Here is a 14,646-nt window from a genome sequence, read left to right as displayed (position 1 = left end):
TTGACGTTCGGGAAGAGGCGGTTTGCCAGTTGAAGGAGAGATCGTCCGTGTCTGATCGGCCCAGGCTTGTGCGGACGGGGCGGGCGATGGCGTTGGCCACCATCGTCTTGAGAGTCACCGGTTTCGTCCGGGCGCTGGCGTTGGTGGCCGCGCTCGGGCTGGGTACTCGGCTGCTGGATGCCTACACCGCGGCGAACGTCACTCCCAATACCATCTATGAGCTCGTCTTCGGCGGCGCGCTGGCCGGCGTGCTCGTTCCGCTGCTGGTTCGTACGGCCGCTGGCCGCGACGTCGACGACGTGTTCGCCCAGCGGTTGCTGTCGCTGGTGGTCTATGGCTTTGGAGCGGTGGTGATCGTGACGATCGTCGCCGCGCCGTTCATCGTGGGCCTCTATGTTCCGGGGTTCAGTTCTGGCCAGCGGCATTTGGCGGTCGTTTTCACCTGGTATTTCATGCCTCAGATCCTGTTCTACGGCGTGAGTGCGACCTTGGCCGCGCTTCTCAACGCGCGGGGCCGTTTCGTCTCGCCCATGTGGGCGCCGGTGGCCAACAATCTTGTCGTCGTCGCCACCGCCTCGGTCTTCCTGCTGATCGGTGGTACCGGCAAGCTGGAGTCGTTGACCGGTGTTCAGGTGCTGCTGCTGTCGATCGGCACCAGTGCGGGGGTCGCCGCCCAGATGATCGTTCTCGCGGTGGTCAGCCGTCGAACCGGGTTCCGGCTGCGTGCTGACCCGCGTGGCATCGGCGTCCGGCGCATCGTCGCCCTGGCCGGACGGTGCCGTTGCTCTCTTTCCAGCGGTAGCGGGAGGTGGTCAAGGGGGCCGGTCGTCACAGCTTCGACCGCACCGGGCAGGTCGACCGGCCCAGCCCGGCGTGGCCGCAGGCGCCGAGACGCTGCGCGAGGTCCTGCGGGGCGTGGCCGGGCATCTTGGGCCAGCGTCAGGGAGGTGAGCCCTGTCCCGGGGGCCGGTCAGGTTTTGACGGCGAGCCCGCCGTACATCGAGACCATGGAGTCCTCCACGAGCAGCGCCTGGTCGTCGGGTCGCCACCGGTGCACCGGCACCACACCTGGCTCGATGAGCTTGAATCCGGTGAAGAACTCCTCGATCTGTGCTCTGGTGCGGGCCTTGGACATGATGCCGCGGCGGTTGTACTGGGCGACGGCTTCGCTTACCAGCTTGCTGGGCGCGCTGTCGATCGTGATGGTGGACAGGGCCAGGAAGCTGCCCGGTGGGAGCGGCTTCATCAGGTGTTCGATGATCGAGTGGACGTCGGCGTCGTCGCGGATGAAGTGCACCACGGCGATCAGGCACAGCGCGACGGGGCGGGTGAAGTCGAAGGTGTCGCGGACCTCGGCCGAGCTGATGATGGCGTCCGGGTCGTTCAGGTCGGCCTGGATGTAGCGGGTTCTGCCTTCCGGGGTGCTGGTGAGCAGGGCGCGGGCGTGGACGAGGACGAGTGGGTCGTTGTCCACGTAGATGATCCGGGCGGCGGGGTCGGCCTGTTGGGCCACCTCGTGCAGGTTGGGGGAGGTGGGCAGTCCGGTGCCGATGTCGATGAACTGGTTGACGCCGCGCTCGGCCGCCAGGTGGCGGGTCACCCTGACCATGAAGTCGCGGTTGGCGCGTACGGACGTCGGCATGTAGGGGGCGATCTTGATGACTTCCTCGGCCGCTGTGCGGTCGGCCGCGAAGTTGTCCTTGCCTCCGAGGAGGTAGTCGTAGACGCGTGCCGAGTGCGGCACGTTCGTCTTGAGGTCGACCCCCGTCTGCCTGTCGCCGGCCACCTCCGCACCTCCATGTTGATCAACTGCCATGTGCCCCACGTTAGCGGGATTCAGGGGTCGGGATCTGGCGAATCCCACCTGGAACAACAACATCCTGATTTATCGCGACAGCCCGGTCCCGTACCGGCCAAGGGATGGGGCGCGCCAGGCCCGGCGGCGATGCCTCATCGGCGTGCTGCGCGGCGAGGACGAGATGGTCCAGCTGTCTCCGTGACCGGCCGGGCAGGCTCGCTGATCACCCGGAATCCGCCGCTGCCGGCTCCTGGCCGTCGTATCCGATCTCTTCGCCCTGCATGGCGAGCGGTGATCCACATTCTATGATCTTCATGGCCCTCCTCCGATGATGTGGAGGGACGCAAGATGCGGCTCGGCCTCCCTCGTCACGGCCTGCTGGCAGTGGCGGCCCTGGACCTGCTCGGCGCCTTGTTGCTGGTTGCGGGACGATTGACGCCCACACCTGCGGCACTGGTGGTCGCCGCGTTGGTCGCGCCGCTGTCCGTCATGGGATACATGCACGCGTACCGGCTGTTCAGGGCCGCTCGTGAGGTCGGCGCCGCACCATGGGACGCGCTGAGGACGGTCGCCGACGCTCTGGTGCCGCTGCAGGTTCGCATGCTCATGAGAGCGGAGCGCAGGAACCTGGCCGGCTTCGCTCTGTGGGTCAGGCGGCGTCAGGACGGGGTGCCGCCGGGCGGTACCGCCCTGGCGTATGCGAAGAGTCTGCGGCCGCTGCTGCTGATGCTGCTGTTCGCCGTGGTCGTGCAGGCTGTCGCGCTGGAGTGGATGCTGGCGGCCTCGAACGCTGCGGCGGGCCTGTGTGCCGTCGTCATGGTGGCCGATGTCTACCAGCTGCTGTTCGTGCTGGGGCTCGGGGCGGCGTCCGCCACCCGGCCGCATGTCGTGACCGTGGACGAGTTGCGCATCCGCTACGGCGCGTACTTCGACCTGCGCGTCCCGCGCGAGCTCATCGCCTCGGTCAAGGTGAGCCGTAACTACAACGCGCGCGGTGTGATCGCAGTGGCGGACGGCCGGCTCACGCTGGGGGTGGACGCGCAGACCAACTTGATCGTCAACCTGACCGGGCCGATCGCCGTCACCAGGCCCCTGGGCCGTCGCGAGCACATCACGACGATCCGCTTCTACGCCGACGACCCTGGCTCAGCCTTGAGAAGCCTGGCAGGGCGTTCGTGACCAAGGTTCGACCACGCGTGCCTGCCGGGCACCATCGTGACCGGCATCGAGACGTTGCCTTCAAGGGCCTTCCGCTCGGGTCCGCGTCACCCTGGGGCGAAGTGACCCTGGGTGACGACGGAGACGGGGGTGCTGTGCTGACCGTGGCCCCAGCTCCTGGGTGGATCATCCGTCAGTGGCTGCTGGGAGGCCGCTTCTGGCCGCGTGGGGGATGCCGTCCGGGTTGGACAGGTGGGCTCCGCTGCAGAGGTATCGGCGCCCCATTCGGGCGTCCTGGACGCTCAGCTCCCCCCGGGAGCGGAAACCGCGGGCACACGACGAGCCGCCGTCGATGACGACGCCCTCGGCGGTGATCGGCCTCGGCAGGTCCGACAACGAGATCTGCAGAGGTGACCGCGTGCACGTGGTGATCTATGTCTACGGGAACGGGCTCGTCGCTCGTCACCGATTCCATCCTGACGGGCGGTATCCGGTTCACCCCTTCGGGTGAGGCCCGGCCGATCGCGCCCGGCCAAGCTTCGAGATTGTGCGTTTCCTATCTCTCATATCTCTCGTCGGCCGGACAGCCCCGGCATGTGCCGGTGGCCAGGAGCTGATCGACGACTACCACCCCGTCTACGGCATGCCGGGCGTCGCAGCTGCCGTGATCGACCGGTCGTCCGTCAAGACGATCGCCCGCGTCCGGGGCGAGGACGACCCGGCCGTCGAGGTTCTCCCCGAGTTCAGGATGGCCGGTCCGCGCCACACCGAGATCATTCAGCGAGCTGGATCCTCGCGCCCGCACGAAAGGAGGTCATCATGACTGCGTCCTCCACGCGTTCCCGTTCTGCCGGATCGACTGCCGTCGATGTGACGTGGTTCTTCGCGATCGCCGTCCTGTTGTGTTTCGCGCTGTCCGTTCCGATGGTCTTCCGGCTGGTCCCGACGGACTTCTACAACCTGATCACTCCGATCATGCAGCAGTCCCCGCTGCTCGCGGCGGTCATCATGTGGCTTGCCCGGCGACCCGGGACGTTCCGGGAGACGTTCGCCACCAGGTGGCGCGGCGCACCCCAGTGGGCCGGCATCGGCATCGGCCTCATCGCCGCGATCGCCGCGATCCAGACCGCCATCGCACTGGCCTGGGGCATCTGGCAGCTCAACCCGCTCGACCAGATCTTCACGGCGACCATGTGGGTCGTCCCGGTCTTCCTCATGCAGTCGGTCCTCGCCATCGGCGAAGAGTTCGGCTGGCGGGGCTGGCTGGCGACGCGGGCCGCGTCATGGGGATTCTGGCGGCTGGCGCTTGTCAGCGGGTTGGTCTGGATCGTCTGGCACCTGCCGGTCCTGGCCGTCATCGGTGATCGGCCCCTCTGGGACATCCTCATCTACTTCGCGGGCATGCTGCCCTGGGCGCCGCTGTTGCTCGCGCTTCGCCTGCGGTCGGGGAGTGTCTGGCCCGCGGTCCTGACGCACGGAGCGATCAACAGCGTCCGGGTGTACCTGCTGCAGTCCGTCCCCAACGCCACGGATCACCTGCTCATCGAAGTGATCGGCTGGGTGCTCACGCTCGCCGCTGCCGTGTGGCTGGTGCGCCGAGCCGGGCACAGCGCGTCCGCGGGTCCATCGTGAGGCGTTGACCACGCGGCGGAGCGCCGTCCACCACGAGGTGTGGGTGAACGGGCCCGGAGCGGTACGTGGTGCGGCCTTGGAGGGCGGCCCGGGGGTTCGCCGGCGTCCTACCGGACGAACGCCGCCCCCGCCTCTTCCGCTGTGACGGGCGGAGAGGTCGGGGGCCGGTTCCGCTCGGCGGCCAGTGGTCAGAAGGACGGATGCGTGTGCACCCGCCGTCCCTCCACATAGGTGGCCAGGACGGTGATGCCGCCCAGGTCCCCGGGGGAGACGGCGAACGGGTCGGCGTCGGTGACGATGAAGTCGGCGAGCTTGCCGGGCTCGAGGGTCCCCGTCCGGGTGTCGAGGTGGTTGATCCGGGCGGTGCCGATCGTGTACGCGGCCAGGGCGGCCGCCACCGGGAGGCGCTGCGCGGGCAGGAACGGCCGTCCCGATCCCTCGGGGAGCATCCGGTTGACGGCGACGTGGATGCCGAGGAACGGGTCCGGGCTGCTGACCGGCCAGTCGCTGCCCGCGGCCAGGGCGGCGCCCGAGCGCAGGAGGTCGCCGAACGGGTACTGCCAGGCGGCGCGCCGGTCGCCGAGGAAGGGAATGGTCAGCTGGTCCATCTGCGGCTCGTGCGCCGCCCACAACGGCTGGATGTTGGCGGTGACCTCCAGGGCCGCGAAGCGCGGCACGTCGTCGGGATGGACGACCTGGAGGTGGGCGATGTGATGCCGGTTGCCCTTGCGCCCGTTGACCTTGAGCGCCGCCTCGAACGCGTCCAGTGCCTCCCGGGCGGCTCGGTCGCCGACCGCGTGCACGTGGATCTGGACCCCGACGGCGTCCAGTCGGGTGACGTAGGCGCGCAGGTCCTCGGGCCCGACGAAGCTGATGCCGCTGTTGCCGGTCCGGCATCCGCAGCCGTCCAGGTAGGGGGAGGTCATGGCGGCGGTGTAGTTCTCCGCCACGCCGTCCTGCATGATCTTCACGCTGGTGGCCCTGAACCGTCCGGTGGTGGTGCGGCGGGCGAGCAGTTCGGGGATCTGCTCCTCGCCGCGGTCTCGATCCCACCACAGGGCGCCGACCACGCGCCCGGTGAGTGTCGAGGCGTCGGCGGCGGCCTGGTAGACGCGCTGGACCTCCGGGCTGACCAGCGCGTCCTGCCAGGCCGTCACTCCGGCCTGGTGCAGGCGTCGCTGGCCCGCCTGGAGGCCGCGGAGCAGGTCCTCGTCCGTGGGTTCTGGCACGTGCCGGCCCACGAGCGAGGCGGCGCCCTCGTGCAGGGTTCCTTGCGGGGTTCCGTCCGGTTCGCGTTCGATGCGGCCGTCGGCCGGGTCGGGGGCGCCGTCGTCGACGCCGCACAGCCGCAGGGCCTCGGTGTTGACCCAGGCGCCGTGCCCGTCCCTGTTGGTGAGGTAGACCGGCCGGTCGGGGACGACCTCGTCGAGGGCGATCCGGCTCGGTGTGCCGCCGGGGAACCATTCCATGGACCATCCGCCGCCGGAGATCCAGTGCGCCTCGGGATTGGCCGCGGCGTACGCGCGGACCGCGGCCAGGGCGTCGGCGGCGTCGCGCGCCTCGTGCAGGTCGCATCGGGTCATGGTGAGCCCGGCCAGCACCGGGTGCACGTGGGCGTCCTGGAACCCGGGGAGCAGGGTCCGTCCGGCCAGGTCGACGATCTCGGTCCGCGGGCCCGCGAGGTCGCGCATCTCCTCGTCGTCGCCGAGCGCCAGGATCCGCCCCTCGCGTACGGCCATCGCGCGGCTCGGAGTGCCGGCCATGGGGCGTACTCGGCCGTTGACGAACAGGATGTCGGCAGAAGTCATGAAACTCTCCTCAGAGCTGCGGGCGGGTGGGCCACGGCAGGACGCGTTCGACGGCGGCGCCGATGTGGAAGACGGTCGCGTCGTCGTAGCTGCGGCCGACGATCTGCACCCCGGTCGGCACGCCGTACGACGACAGGCCGGACGGGACGTTGAGGACGGGGCAGCGGCTGGCGATGTTGAACACGGGCGTCAGCGAGTACTCCAGGTAGTGGTCGAGCTGGACGCCGTTGACCGTCAGCTTGGTGTCGACGTAGTCCTCGCCCGCGGGCAGCGCGGCGGTGCCGGCGGTGGGGCAGATCAGCGCGTCGTACCGGTCGAGCAGGTCGCCGATCACGGCGTAGATCCGGCCCTCCAGCTCCAGCCCGGCCAGGAAGCCGTCCCGGGCCAGCGCGGCGCGCGAGTCCTCGGCGAAGGCCAGGGCGTAGGGCGTGAGCTCGTCGCGGTGCGCGTCGGCCACGCCGGCGACCATGGGGCCGAAGATGGCGCCGAAGTGGATGAAGGCCGCGCGCATGACGTCGGCGCGGCGCAGCGGCACCTCCACCTGCTCCACGACGGCGCCGGCGGCGGCCAGCGCGTCGGCGACCGCGCGGGTGTTGGCCGCGACGTCCGGTTCGATCTCCCAGTTCCCCAGGTCGGGGGAGTACGCGATGCGCAGCCCCGCGACGTCGCCGAGGCGCTCGGGGACGTACGCGGCCGGGCGGAGGGAGACGACGTCGGCCGGGTGCGGCCCGACGATGACGTTCTGCAGGAGCGCGCAGTCGGCGACGGTGCGGGCCATCGGCCCGTCATGGCAGTAGTGGTCCAGGTTGTACGGGGGCATCGCGGGCACCCGCCCGTACGGGGGTTTGTACCCGACCGTGCCGGTGGCCGCGGCGGGCAGGCGGATGGAGCCGCCGATGTCGGACCCCGTGGCGAGCGTCGCCGTCCCCGAGGCCAGGGCCGCGCCCGCGCCGCCGGAGGAGCCGCCGGGCGAGTAGTCCAGGTTCCAGGGGTTGCGGGTGATGCCCCACAGCCGGGAGTGCGTGTAGGCGGCGCAGCAGAACTCCGGCGTGGTGGTGCGGGCGTGGACGATCCCGCCGGCGGCGATGACGCGCTCCACGACGGGGTGGGTGGTGTCGGCGAGGTGGCCGGCGTAGGCCAGGGAGCCGTCGCTGGCCCGCCTTCCCGCGATCGGCTGCTCGTCCTTGGTGGCGACCGGGAGCCCTTCGAGGGGGCGCGGCGACCCGTGGAGGTAGGCGTGCTCGGCCGTCCTGGCCTGGTCGAGCGCCTGCTCGAACATCGTCTCGCTGAGCGCGTTGACGCGGGGCTCGACGGCCTCGGCCCGTTCGATGACCGCGGTCATGAGCTCGACGGGCGACAGGGCCCGGGTCCTGAACAGCTCCAGGGCTTGCGTGGCGGGCAGGTGTGCGAGGTCACTCACATGATCTCCTGAAGGGCGCGCCGGTCGGCGGCGATCTGTACGGGGTCCCAGCCGGGCCGCGGCACCGAGTGCAGCAGCAGGCGGGTGTAGGGGTGCTGGGGGGCGGCCAGGACCTGCTCGGTCGGCCCGGCCTCGACGACCTTGCCGCGGTACAGCACGACGATGTCGTCGGCCGCGTGCCGTACCAGGGCCAGGTCGTGGGTGATGAACAGGTAGGCGATGTCGAGGTCGCGGCGGATCCGCGCCAGCAGGTCGAGGATCTGCGCCTGGATGGACACGTCGAGCGCCGAGGTGGCCTCGTCCAGGATGAGCAGCTTCGGTTCGGTGGCGAGCGCGCGGGCGATGGCGACGCGCTGGCGTTGCCCGCCGGACAGCCGCCTGGGCAGCGCGGCCGCCTCGCGTTCGCCGAGCCCGACGCGTTCCAGCAGCTCATCGCGCCGGGCCCGCCGGGCCTGCGGGTCCATGGCGAAATGCAGCCGCAGCGACTCCTCCACGCATTCGCTCACGGTGATGCGCGGATCCAGGGAGAGGTAGGGGTCCTGGAAGACCATCTGGATCTCCCGGGCCCGCGCCAGCCTGGCCCGGCGGCCGCGCGGGACGCGCGAGCGGTCGCGGCCCTGGACGCCGATCCGTCCCGCGTCCGGGATCTCCAGGCCGACGAGCATGCGCGCGGTCGTCGTCTTGCCCGATCCCGACTCGCCCACCACGGCGAGCGAGCCGCCCGCCCGCAGCGAGAAGGAGACGCCGTCCACGGCGGTCTTGCCGCCGAACGCCTTGCGCAGCCCTTCGACCTCCAGCACGTTCTCAGTCATGGACCGGCTCTCCCGCTCTCAGGCACGCCACCTGGGCGTGCTCCAGGGTCTCCAGCGCGGGCCGCTGCTGCCGGCACCGCTCGACGGCCAGGTGGCAGCGGGCCGCGAACGCGCACCCGTCCGGCGACTCCGCGAGCGACAGGGGCCTGCCCGGCACGCCGTGCGGGGGCTCGTGCGAGTCCAGCCGGGGCGTGGCCGCCAGCAGTCCGGCCGTGTACGGGTGGCGGGGCCGGGCGAAGAGCTCGCCGGTGGCCTGCTCCTCGACGATCCGGCCCGCGTACATCACGTAGATGCGGTCGCAGATGGCCGCGGCCAGCTCCAGGTCGTGGGTGACGAACAACATGCCCATCCCGCGCGCGGTTCTCAGGTGCGACAGGATCGCGATGACCTCGGCCTGCGTGGTGACGTCCAGGGCGGTCGTCGGTTCGTCGGCGAGCAGCAGGTCGGGTTCGGCGGCCAGCGCCCCGGCGATCATCACCCGTTGCAGCATCCCGCCGGAGAACTCGTGCGGGTGGCGGCGCAGCGCGGCCCGCGGGTCCTCGATGCCCACCGCCTCCAGCAGCCGCTGCGCACGGTCGAGGGCCTGCCGGTACGGCAGGCCGCCGGCCCGCAGCCCCTCGGTGACGAAGTCGCCGATCCGCCGGACGGGATTGATCGACGCCCGCGGATCCTGGAAGATCATCGCCACTCGGCGGCGGCGCAGGTCACGCAGCCCCGCGGCGGCCTGCGACAGCACGTCCTGGCCGTCGACCAGGACGCGCCCGCTCACGGCGGTCTGCCGGGGCAGCAGGCCGAGCACGGCCCGGCAGGTGACGGACTTGCCCGACCCGGACTCGCCGACGAGCCCGACGGCCTCGCCCTGGGCGACGCGCAGCGACACCGCGTCCAGGATGGGCCGTGCGGCCTGGCCGGGCGCCAGCCGTACGGTCAGGTCGTTGATCTGGAGCATCAGCGCTCCCTCCCGGAGACGCGGTCGGCGATGCCCTCGCCGACGATGCTGAAGGCCACCACCGTGACCACGACGGCGGCGCCGGGGACCAGCGCGGGCAGCATGGCGCCCTGGAGCAGCGCGGACGCGCCCTCGTTGATCATGGCGCCCCAGTCCGGGACGGGCGGCTGCGTGCCGAACCCGAGGAAGGACAGCGCCGCGAGGTCCATGAGCGCGTAGCCGAAGTTGATCGCCGACTGCGCGAGGATCAGCGGCACGACGTTCGGGACCAGGTGCCTGAGGCAGATGACCCAGCCGGACCAGCCCTGCACCCGGTAGGCGTGGATGTAGGGGCGGGACATCTCCCGCAGGGCGACGCCGCGCGCCAGCCGTCCGACATAGGGGGTGTACGCGATGCTCATCGCCACGACGGGCGCGGTCAGACCGGGCCCGAACATGGCCACCAGGCTGATCGCCAGCAGCAGCGCGGGGAAGGCGAAGACGAAGTCCATCGCGCGCGACAGGACCGCGTCGGCGACCCCGCCGGTCCAGGCGGCCAGGACGCCGAGCAGGGTGCCGGCCACCGTCGACAGGGTCACCACCAGGAGAGGGCCGAGCAGTCCCGCCCGCGCGCCGAAGATCAGGCGGGACAGGACGTCGCGGCCGGACTGGTCGGCCCCGAGCAGGTGATCGGCGCTCGGGCCGCTCAGCGCGGCCGAGAAGTCGATGGCGAGCGGGTCGTGCGGCGCCACGACCGGGGCGAGGATCGCCACCGCCACCAGGACGGCCAGGACGGCGACGCCGGCGACGGTCGTCCCGTCGGCCGGGAGCCGGTATCGGCGGTGGAGGGTCACGGCTGTCAAGGGGACTCCTTCGCTACGCCCTGCGCAGGCGCGGATCAATGGCCGGTTGGACCAGGTCGACCAGCAGGTTGGCGCCCACGAAGACGACGACGATCAAGGTGGTGACGGCCTGCACGACCGGGAAGTCCTTGACGGTGACCGAGCTGACCAGCAGCTGCCCGATCCCGGACAGGCCGAAGGCGGTCTCCACGATCGAGGTGGCGACGAGCAGCCCGGCGATCACCGTGCCGGTGACCGTGCTGATCGGGCCGAGCGAGTTGCGCAGGACGTGGCGCCGGATCACCGCGTTCTCCTGGACGCCGCGCGAGCGCGCCACCTCGACGTGTTCGCGGGCCAGCTCCTCCAGCATGGACGCGCGGGTGACCCGGGCCAGCAGTCCGGCGAACGTCAGGGCCAGCGCGGCGGCGGGCAGGGTCAGATGCCAGAGCCGGTCGACCAGCCCCTCGCCGTTGCCGAAGGCGGGGAACCAGCCGAGCTGGACGGAGAACAGCGAGATCAGGCCGATCGCCGCGACGAACGAGGGGGTCGCGGTGGCCACCCCGGTGCCGATGAGGACGACCCTGTCGAGCGGGCCGGGCCGCAGCGCGGCCAGGGCGCCGAGGATCAGCCCCGCGACCACGATGAGCAGCCCGGCGTAGCCGACCAGGAAGAGCGTCGTGGGCAGCCTGGCCAGGAGCAGGCCGGTCACGTCCTGCCGGAACTGCACCGAGCGGCCGAAGTCCCCGGTCACCGCGCCGCCGACCCATTTGAGGTACTGCGTGAGGAATGGATCGTCCAGGTGGTACTGCGCCCTGATCGCCGCGATCGCCTCCGGGGACGCCGAACGCCCTTGGGTGAGGAACGAGGCCGGGTCGCCGGGAGCCAGGTACACGGCCGAGAACACCGCGAACGAGGCCCCCAGCAGGGTGGCGACCAGTCCGGCGAGCCGGCGGGCGAGGAAGGCGGCCATCAGTCGGCCGACCCGAGCACCGCGGCCCAGGGATAGACGAGCTGGGTGATGCCGGTGGGCGCGCCGGTGAGCCGCTTGTTGAGGAACATGCTGTGCGGCACCTCGTACAGCGGGATCCACACCATGTCCCGGACGGCGATCTCCTGCAGCTCGGCGACCACGGCGGCGCGGGCGGCGGGGTCGGCCTCGGCGCTCGCCCGGTCGACGAGCTTGTCGTAGTCGGGGTTGGAGTAGCCGCCGTAGTTGGCGAAGTTGCCGGTCTGCAGGATCCCGTAGAACTCCAGCGGGTCGGGGGTCGAGTCGTACCAGATGGTCATGACCAGGTCGATGCCCTGGCGGGCCTTGGGGTCGGAGAACAGCGCGGAGTAGGCGTCGGGGGCCACCGCCTTCTGCTCGACCTGGAGTCCGATGGCCTGGCCCGCGGCCTGGACGGCGTTGGCGATGACGCCGATGTCGGGGGCCATCGTGCTCGTGGCGATCACGATCTTCTTGCCGGCGCCGCCGGCCTCCTTGACCAGCTTCCTGGCCGCTTCGAGATCGGTGTTCAGCTCGGGGAGCTCGGCGTGGTACTGCTTGGCGGCCTCGGGGGCGATGCCCCACGCGCCGATCGCCGCCGGCGCCTTGGCCGGTGTGGCGACCCCGGCCACGCTGGCCTTGAGGATGGCCTTGCGGTCGAGCGCCATGGACAGCGCCTTGCGCAGTCTCAGGTCGCCGAGCGTGCCCTTGAGGTCGAGGGGGATGAGGCTGACGGCGGCGGTGTTGGGGCCGAAGTACAGCTTGCCGCTGGAGGCGGCGCTCAGGCGGGTGAAGCCGGTGGTGGGGACCAGGTAGCTGCCGTCCGCCTCGCCCGAGAGCAGGGCGTTGACGCGGGCCGCCGGGTCGGAGATGAAGACGTTCCGCACGGTCGCGGCCCTGGCCTTGAGCGCGGCGTCCCAGTAGCCGTCGAAGCGCTTGAGGTTGATCGCCTGGCCCTTGTCCCACGTGTCGAGCGAGTACGGCCCGGTGCAGTTCACGCCCTTGTCCGGGGTGCCGTACCCGGTGCCCTCGCGGGCCAGGAACGCGGCGCTCTCGATGGTCCCGGCCGAGGTGCCCATCTGCTCGTTGAACAGATGGTCGGGCTTCTTCATGTGGACGGTGACCTCCATGGGGCCCGTCTTCTCCACCGATTTGACGTTCTGGTAGGACGAGACCCAGTAAGACCCCACCTTCGGATCCATGTGACGGCGCATGCTGGCGACCACGTCGTCGGCGGTGAGCGGCGAGCCGTCGTGGAAGCGCACGCCCTCACGGATCGTGTACACCCAGCGCCCGGGGTCGGGGGATTCGGCCTTGCTCGCGAGCCCCGGCTCGACCCGGAAGTCGGGCGTGATCCGCATCAGCTGCTCACACACGTTGGCGAGCACGGTGTTGGGCGGGTAATCGAAGGCGTAGGCGTAGTCGAGCGACTGCGGCTCCGCGTAGAGAGCCCAGGTCACGGCGTCCACCGGGCCCTTGGCCGGCGGGAGCTCCGCCGTGACGGTGAAGGCTCCGGCTCCGGCGGCCTTCGGGGCGGCCGCGCCCCCTCCACAGCCAGCGGCCGCCAGTACGGCCAGCGCCGCGGCGGCGAGACGAGCGGTACGCATCGGACCACCTCTTCCTCGTGCGGGAAAGTGCCACGAGTATTGGTGAAGGAACGTTCCTGCACAAGACGCTGAAGGAACGATTCAGCAACGGTCAGCGAGGTGGCGAAAAGCCTGACATCCTGCAAAGATCGGACCCATGGAAGAGCCAGAGCGTAAGGTCGGCGCGCGCGTGCGCCTGGTCGACGTCGCCCGCGCGGCGGGGGTGTCCAAGACCACCGTCTCGGACGCGCTCAACGGCGCGGGCCGCCTCCCCGACGCCACCCGCGAGCACGTCCGGCAGGTGGCGCGCCGACTCGGATACCGGCCGAACGCCACGGCGCGGCGGCTGCGCGCCGGGCGCTCACGCCTGCTCGGCCTCGCCGCTCGCGAGTTCGTCGAGCATCCGTGGTTCTACACCGAGCTCGCCTACTTCGCCCGGCTGACCGCCGCCACGACCCGCGCGGGCATGACCCACGGGTACGGCGTGGTGCTGCTGCCCACCACCGGCCCCGACGACTACTGGACGGACCTGCCTCTCGACGGCGTGTTCGTGGTGGATCCGGTCGAGGGAGACCCCCTGGTCGGCGACTTTCTCGCCGCGGGGGTGGCCGTGGTCTCCGACCGCAGAGCCGTGGCGGGGACACCGTGGCCGTGGGTCGACTTCGACTACGGCGCGGCCCTGCGCGGTGTGCTCGACCACCTGGCGGCGGCCGGTGCCCGGCGGATCGCCGCGGTCGGCGCCCCGACCACGGCCTGCTACCACCGCGACTCCGTCCAGGCCTACCTCGACTGGAGTGCGGAGCGGGGCCGCGTGCCGCTGCTGGCCCAGCTCGGCGGGCCCGGGTTCGAGCCGACGCTGGCCGCGGTGGAGAGGTTGCTGGGCGATCCCGAGCCGCCGGACGCGCTGGTCGTGCTCGTCGAGGTCAGCCCGTCCCTGCTCCTGGACAGGATCCGCAAGCTCGGCAGGTCGGTGCCCGGCGACCTGCTGCTGGTCTGCGCGACGGAGGACCCCACGGCGCCGTTCACGGATCCGCCCGTCAGCACGCTCAGCTTCCTGCCGGTCGAGACGGCCGACATCGCGGTCGGGATGCTCGTCGACCTCATCGAGGGCCGCGATGTGGCGGGCGGCCGGCTGCTCCAGGCGAGGTTCGACGTCCGCGCCTCCTCCGATCCCCGCGCCGTGCCGGGAGGCTGATCACTTTCGAGCCGGGCGCAGAGTCGTCCACGCCAGGGTGAGGGCGGCGCGGAAGGCGTCGGCCTGGTCGGGCGACAGGCCCGAGACCATGTGGTCCTCCAGGCCGGCGGCGTCCTCGGCGTAGGCGTCGAGGAGCGCCCGGCCCTCGTCGGTGAGGTAGAGCAGCAGTTCGCGCCTGTTGCCCGGATTGGGCGAGCGGCGGATGAGGTGACGCCGGTCGAGGGCGCCGATCAGGTCGGCCATGGCCTGCGGGGTGACGAAGGAGTCGCGGGCGAGCTGGGCGGCGGTCATCCCGTCCTTGTGCTGCAGGACGGTGAGCGCCGTGTACTGCGGCGTGGTCACCCCCGAGTCGCGCAGCATCTCGTCCAGGCGCGACTTGATCGCCAGTTCGAGCCGTTTGACGGCGTACAGCAGCGACGGGGTCGGGCGGGGCGGGGCGCTGGACATGACGAACAGTATCCCAGCCAGGCATTGACAGGAAA

12 protein-coding genes and 1 pseudogene are annotated in these 14,646 nt (G+C 71.1%); 4 read left to right on the top strand and 9 right to left on the bottom strand.

The features are described from left to right. Positions 1-86: 86 nt before the first annotated feature. Positions 87-761 (top strand): annotated as a pseudogene (locus tag ABZ459_RS36540) (lipid II flippase MurJ); the annotation flags it as partial. 209 nt (positions 762-970) lie between these two features. Here the strand turns inward: ABZ459_RS36540 and ABZ459_RS36535 are convergent. Further along, positions 971-1,816 carry an SAM-dependent methyltransferase gene (locus tag ABZ459_RS36535; RefSeq protein ID WP_357980290.1) on the bottom strand — a complete coding sequence of 282 codons (846 nt, stop codon included), beginning with the start codon at positions 1,814-1,816 and terminating at the stop codon, positions 971-973. A 330-nt stretch (positions 1,817-2,146) separates the two neighbouring features. On the opposite strand from ABZ459_RS36535, the gene ABZ459_RS36530 reads away from it, so the two are divergent. After that, a complete protein-coding gene (locus ABZ459_RS36530; protein WP_357980287.1) occupies positions 2,147-2,977 on the top strand; it encodes a hypothetical protein in 831 nt (276 codons plus the stop codon). Positions 2,978-3,775: 798 nt separating this feature from the next. Beyond that, positions 3,776-4,588 carry a CPBP family intramembrane glutamic endopeptidase gene (locus tag ABZ459_RS36525; RefSeq protein ID WP_357980284.1) on the top strand — a complete coding sequence of 271 codons (813 nt, stop codon included), beginning with the start codon at positions 3,776-3,778 and terminating at the stop codon, positions 4,586-4,588. A gap of 188 nt (positions 4,589-4,776) precedes the next feature. Here ABZ459_RS36525 and ABZ459_RS36520 read toward each other — a convergent pair whose 3' ends face one another. Genes ABZ459_RS36520 through ABZ459_RS36490 form a run of 7 tightly spaced genes read right to left on the bottom strand, consistent with a single transcriptional unit; the run spans position 4,777 to position 12,990 of the window. Further along, positions 4,777-6,396 carry an amidohydrolase gene (locus ABZ459_RS36520; protein ID WP_357980281.1) on the bottom strand — a complete coding sequence of 540 codons (1,620 nt, stop codon included), beginning with the start codon at positions 6,394-6,396 and terminating at the stop codon, positions 4,777-4,779. Positions 6,397-6,406: 10 nt separating this feature from the next. Further along, on the bottom strand, positions 6,407-7,816 hold the full coding sequence (locus ABZ459_RS36515) for an amidase (RefSeq protein ID WP_357980278.1): 1,410 nt from the start codon (positions 7,814-7,816) through the stop codon (positions 6,407-6,409). After that, entirely contained in the window at positions 7,813-8,628 is an 816-nt protein-coding gene (locus ABZ459_RS36510) for an ATP-binding cassette domain-containing protein (protein WP_357980275.1), read from the bottom strand. The genes ABZ459_RS36515 and ABZ459_RS36510 overlap by 4 nt, the downstream gene beginning before the upstream one ends. Further along, complete coding sequence (locus ABZ459_RS36505; RefSeq protein ID WP_357980272.1) at positions 8,621-9,577, bottom strand: ABC transporter ATP-binding protein; 957 nt, start codon at positions 9,575-9,577, stop codon at positions 8,621-8,623. The genes ABZ459_RS36510 and ABZ459_RS36505 overlap by 8 nt, the downstream gene beginning before the upstream one ends. Further along, positions 9,577-10,410 carry an ABC transporter permease gene (locus tag ABZ459_RS36500; protein WP_357980439.1) on the bottom strand — a complete coding sequence of 278 codons (834 nt, stop codon included), beginning with the start codon at positions 10,408-10,410 and terminating at the stop codon, positions 9,577-9,579. Before ABZ459_RS36500 ends, ABZ459_RS36505 begins: the two co-directional genes overlap by 1 nt. Positions 10,411-10,432: 22 nt before the next feature. Continuing rightward, a complete protein-coding gene (locus ABZ459_RS36495; RefSeq protein WP_357980269.1) occupies positions 10,433-11,368 on the bottom strand; it encodes an ABC transporter permease in 936 nt (311 codons plus the stop codon). After that, entirely contained in the window at positions 11,368-12,990 is a 1,623-nt protein-coding gene (locus tag ABZ459_RS36490) for an ABC transporter substrate-binding protein (protein ID WP_357980266.1), read from the bottom strand. The genes ABZ459_RS36495 and ABZ459_RS36490 overlap by 1 nt, the downstream gene beginning before the upstream one ends. Positions 12,991-13,126: 136 nt before the next feature. Between ABZ459_RS36490 and ABZ459_RS36485 the strand changes: the two genes are divergently transcribed. Continuing rightward, positions 13,127-14,164 carry a LacI family DNA-binding transcriptional regulator gene (locus ABZ459_RS36485; RefSeq protein ID WP_357980263.1) on the top strand — a complete coding sequence of 346 codons (1,038 nt, stop codon included), beginning with the start codon at positions 13,127-13,129 and terminating at the stop codon, positions 14,162-14,164. Here the strand turns inward: ABZ459_RS36485 and ABZ459_RS36480 are convergent, their stop codons facing one another. After that, entirely contained in the window at positions 14,165-14,611 is a 447-nt protein-coding gene (locus ABZ459_RS36480; protein ID WP_357980260.1) for a MarR family transcriptional regulator, read from the bottom strand. It abuts the gene before it with no gap. Positions 14,612-14,646: the final 35 nt, after the last annotated feature.

The sequence above is a fragment of the Nonomuraea sp. NPDC005692 genome (genome assembly GCF_040631115.1).
Taxonomy (GTDB): Bacteria; Actinomycetota; Actinomycetes; order Streptosporangiales; family Streptosporangiaceae; genus Nonomuraea.
Note: the sequence above shows the minus strand (reverse complement) of the source record. Positions and strands in the feature narration are given on the sequence as shown.

What these genes read in the sequence shown, in the direction of transcription:
- ABZ459_RS36535 (WP_357980290.1), bottom strand. Translation starts at nt 1,816, where the DNA reads ATGGCAGTTGATCAACATGGAGGTGCGGAGGTGGCCGGCGACAGGCAG.
- ABZ459_RS36530 (WP_357980287.1), top strand. Translation starts at nt 2,147, where the DNA reads ATGCGGCTCGGCCTCCCTCGTCACGGCCTGCTGGCAGTGGCGGCCCTG.
- ABZ459_RS36525 (WP_357980284.1), top strand. Translation starts at nt 3,776, where the DNA reads ATGACTGCGTCCTCCACGCGTTCCCGTTCTGCCGGATCGACTGCCGTC.
- ABZ459_RS36520 (WP_357980281.1), bottom strand. Translation starts at nt 6,396, where the DNA reads ATGACTTCTGCCGACATCCTGTTCGTCAACGGCCGAGTACGCCCCATG.
- ABZ459_RS36510 (WP_357980275.1), bottom strand. Translation starts at nt 8,628, where the DNA reads ATGACTGAGAACGTGCTGGAGGTCGAAGGGCTGCGCAAGGCGTTCGGC.
- ABZ459_RS36505 (WP_357980272.1), bottom strand. Translation starts at nt 9,577, where the DNA reads ATGCTCCAGATCAACGACCTGACCGTACGGCTGGCGCCCGGCCAGGCC.
- ABZ459_RS36495 (WP_357980269.1), bottom strand. Translation starts at nt 11,368, where the DNA reads ATGGCCGCCTTCCTCGCCCGCCGGCTCGCCGGACTGGTCGCCACCCTG.
- ABZ459_RS36490 (WP_357980266.1), bottom strand. Translation starts at nt 12,990, where the DNA reads ATGCGTACCGCTCGTCTCGCCGCCGCGGCGCTGGCCGTACTGGCGGCC.
- ABZ459_RS36485 (WP_357980263.1), top strand. Translation starts at nt 13,127, where the DNA reads ATGGAAGAGCCAGAGCGTAAGGTCGGCGCGCGCGTGCGCCTGGTCGAC.
- ABZ459_RS36480 (WP_357980260.1), bottom strand. Translation starts at nt 14,611, where the DNA reads ATGTCCAGCGCCCCGCCCCGCCCGACCCCGTCGCTGCTGTACGCCGTC.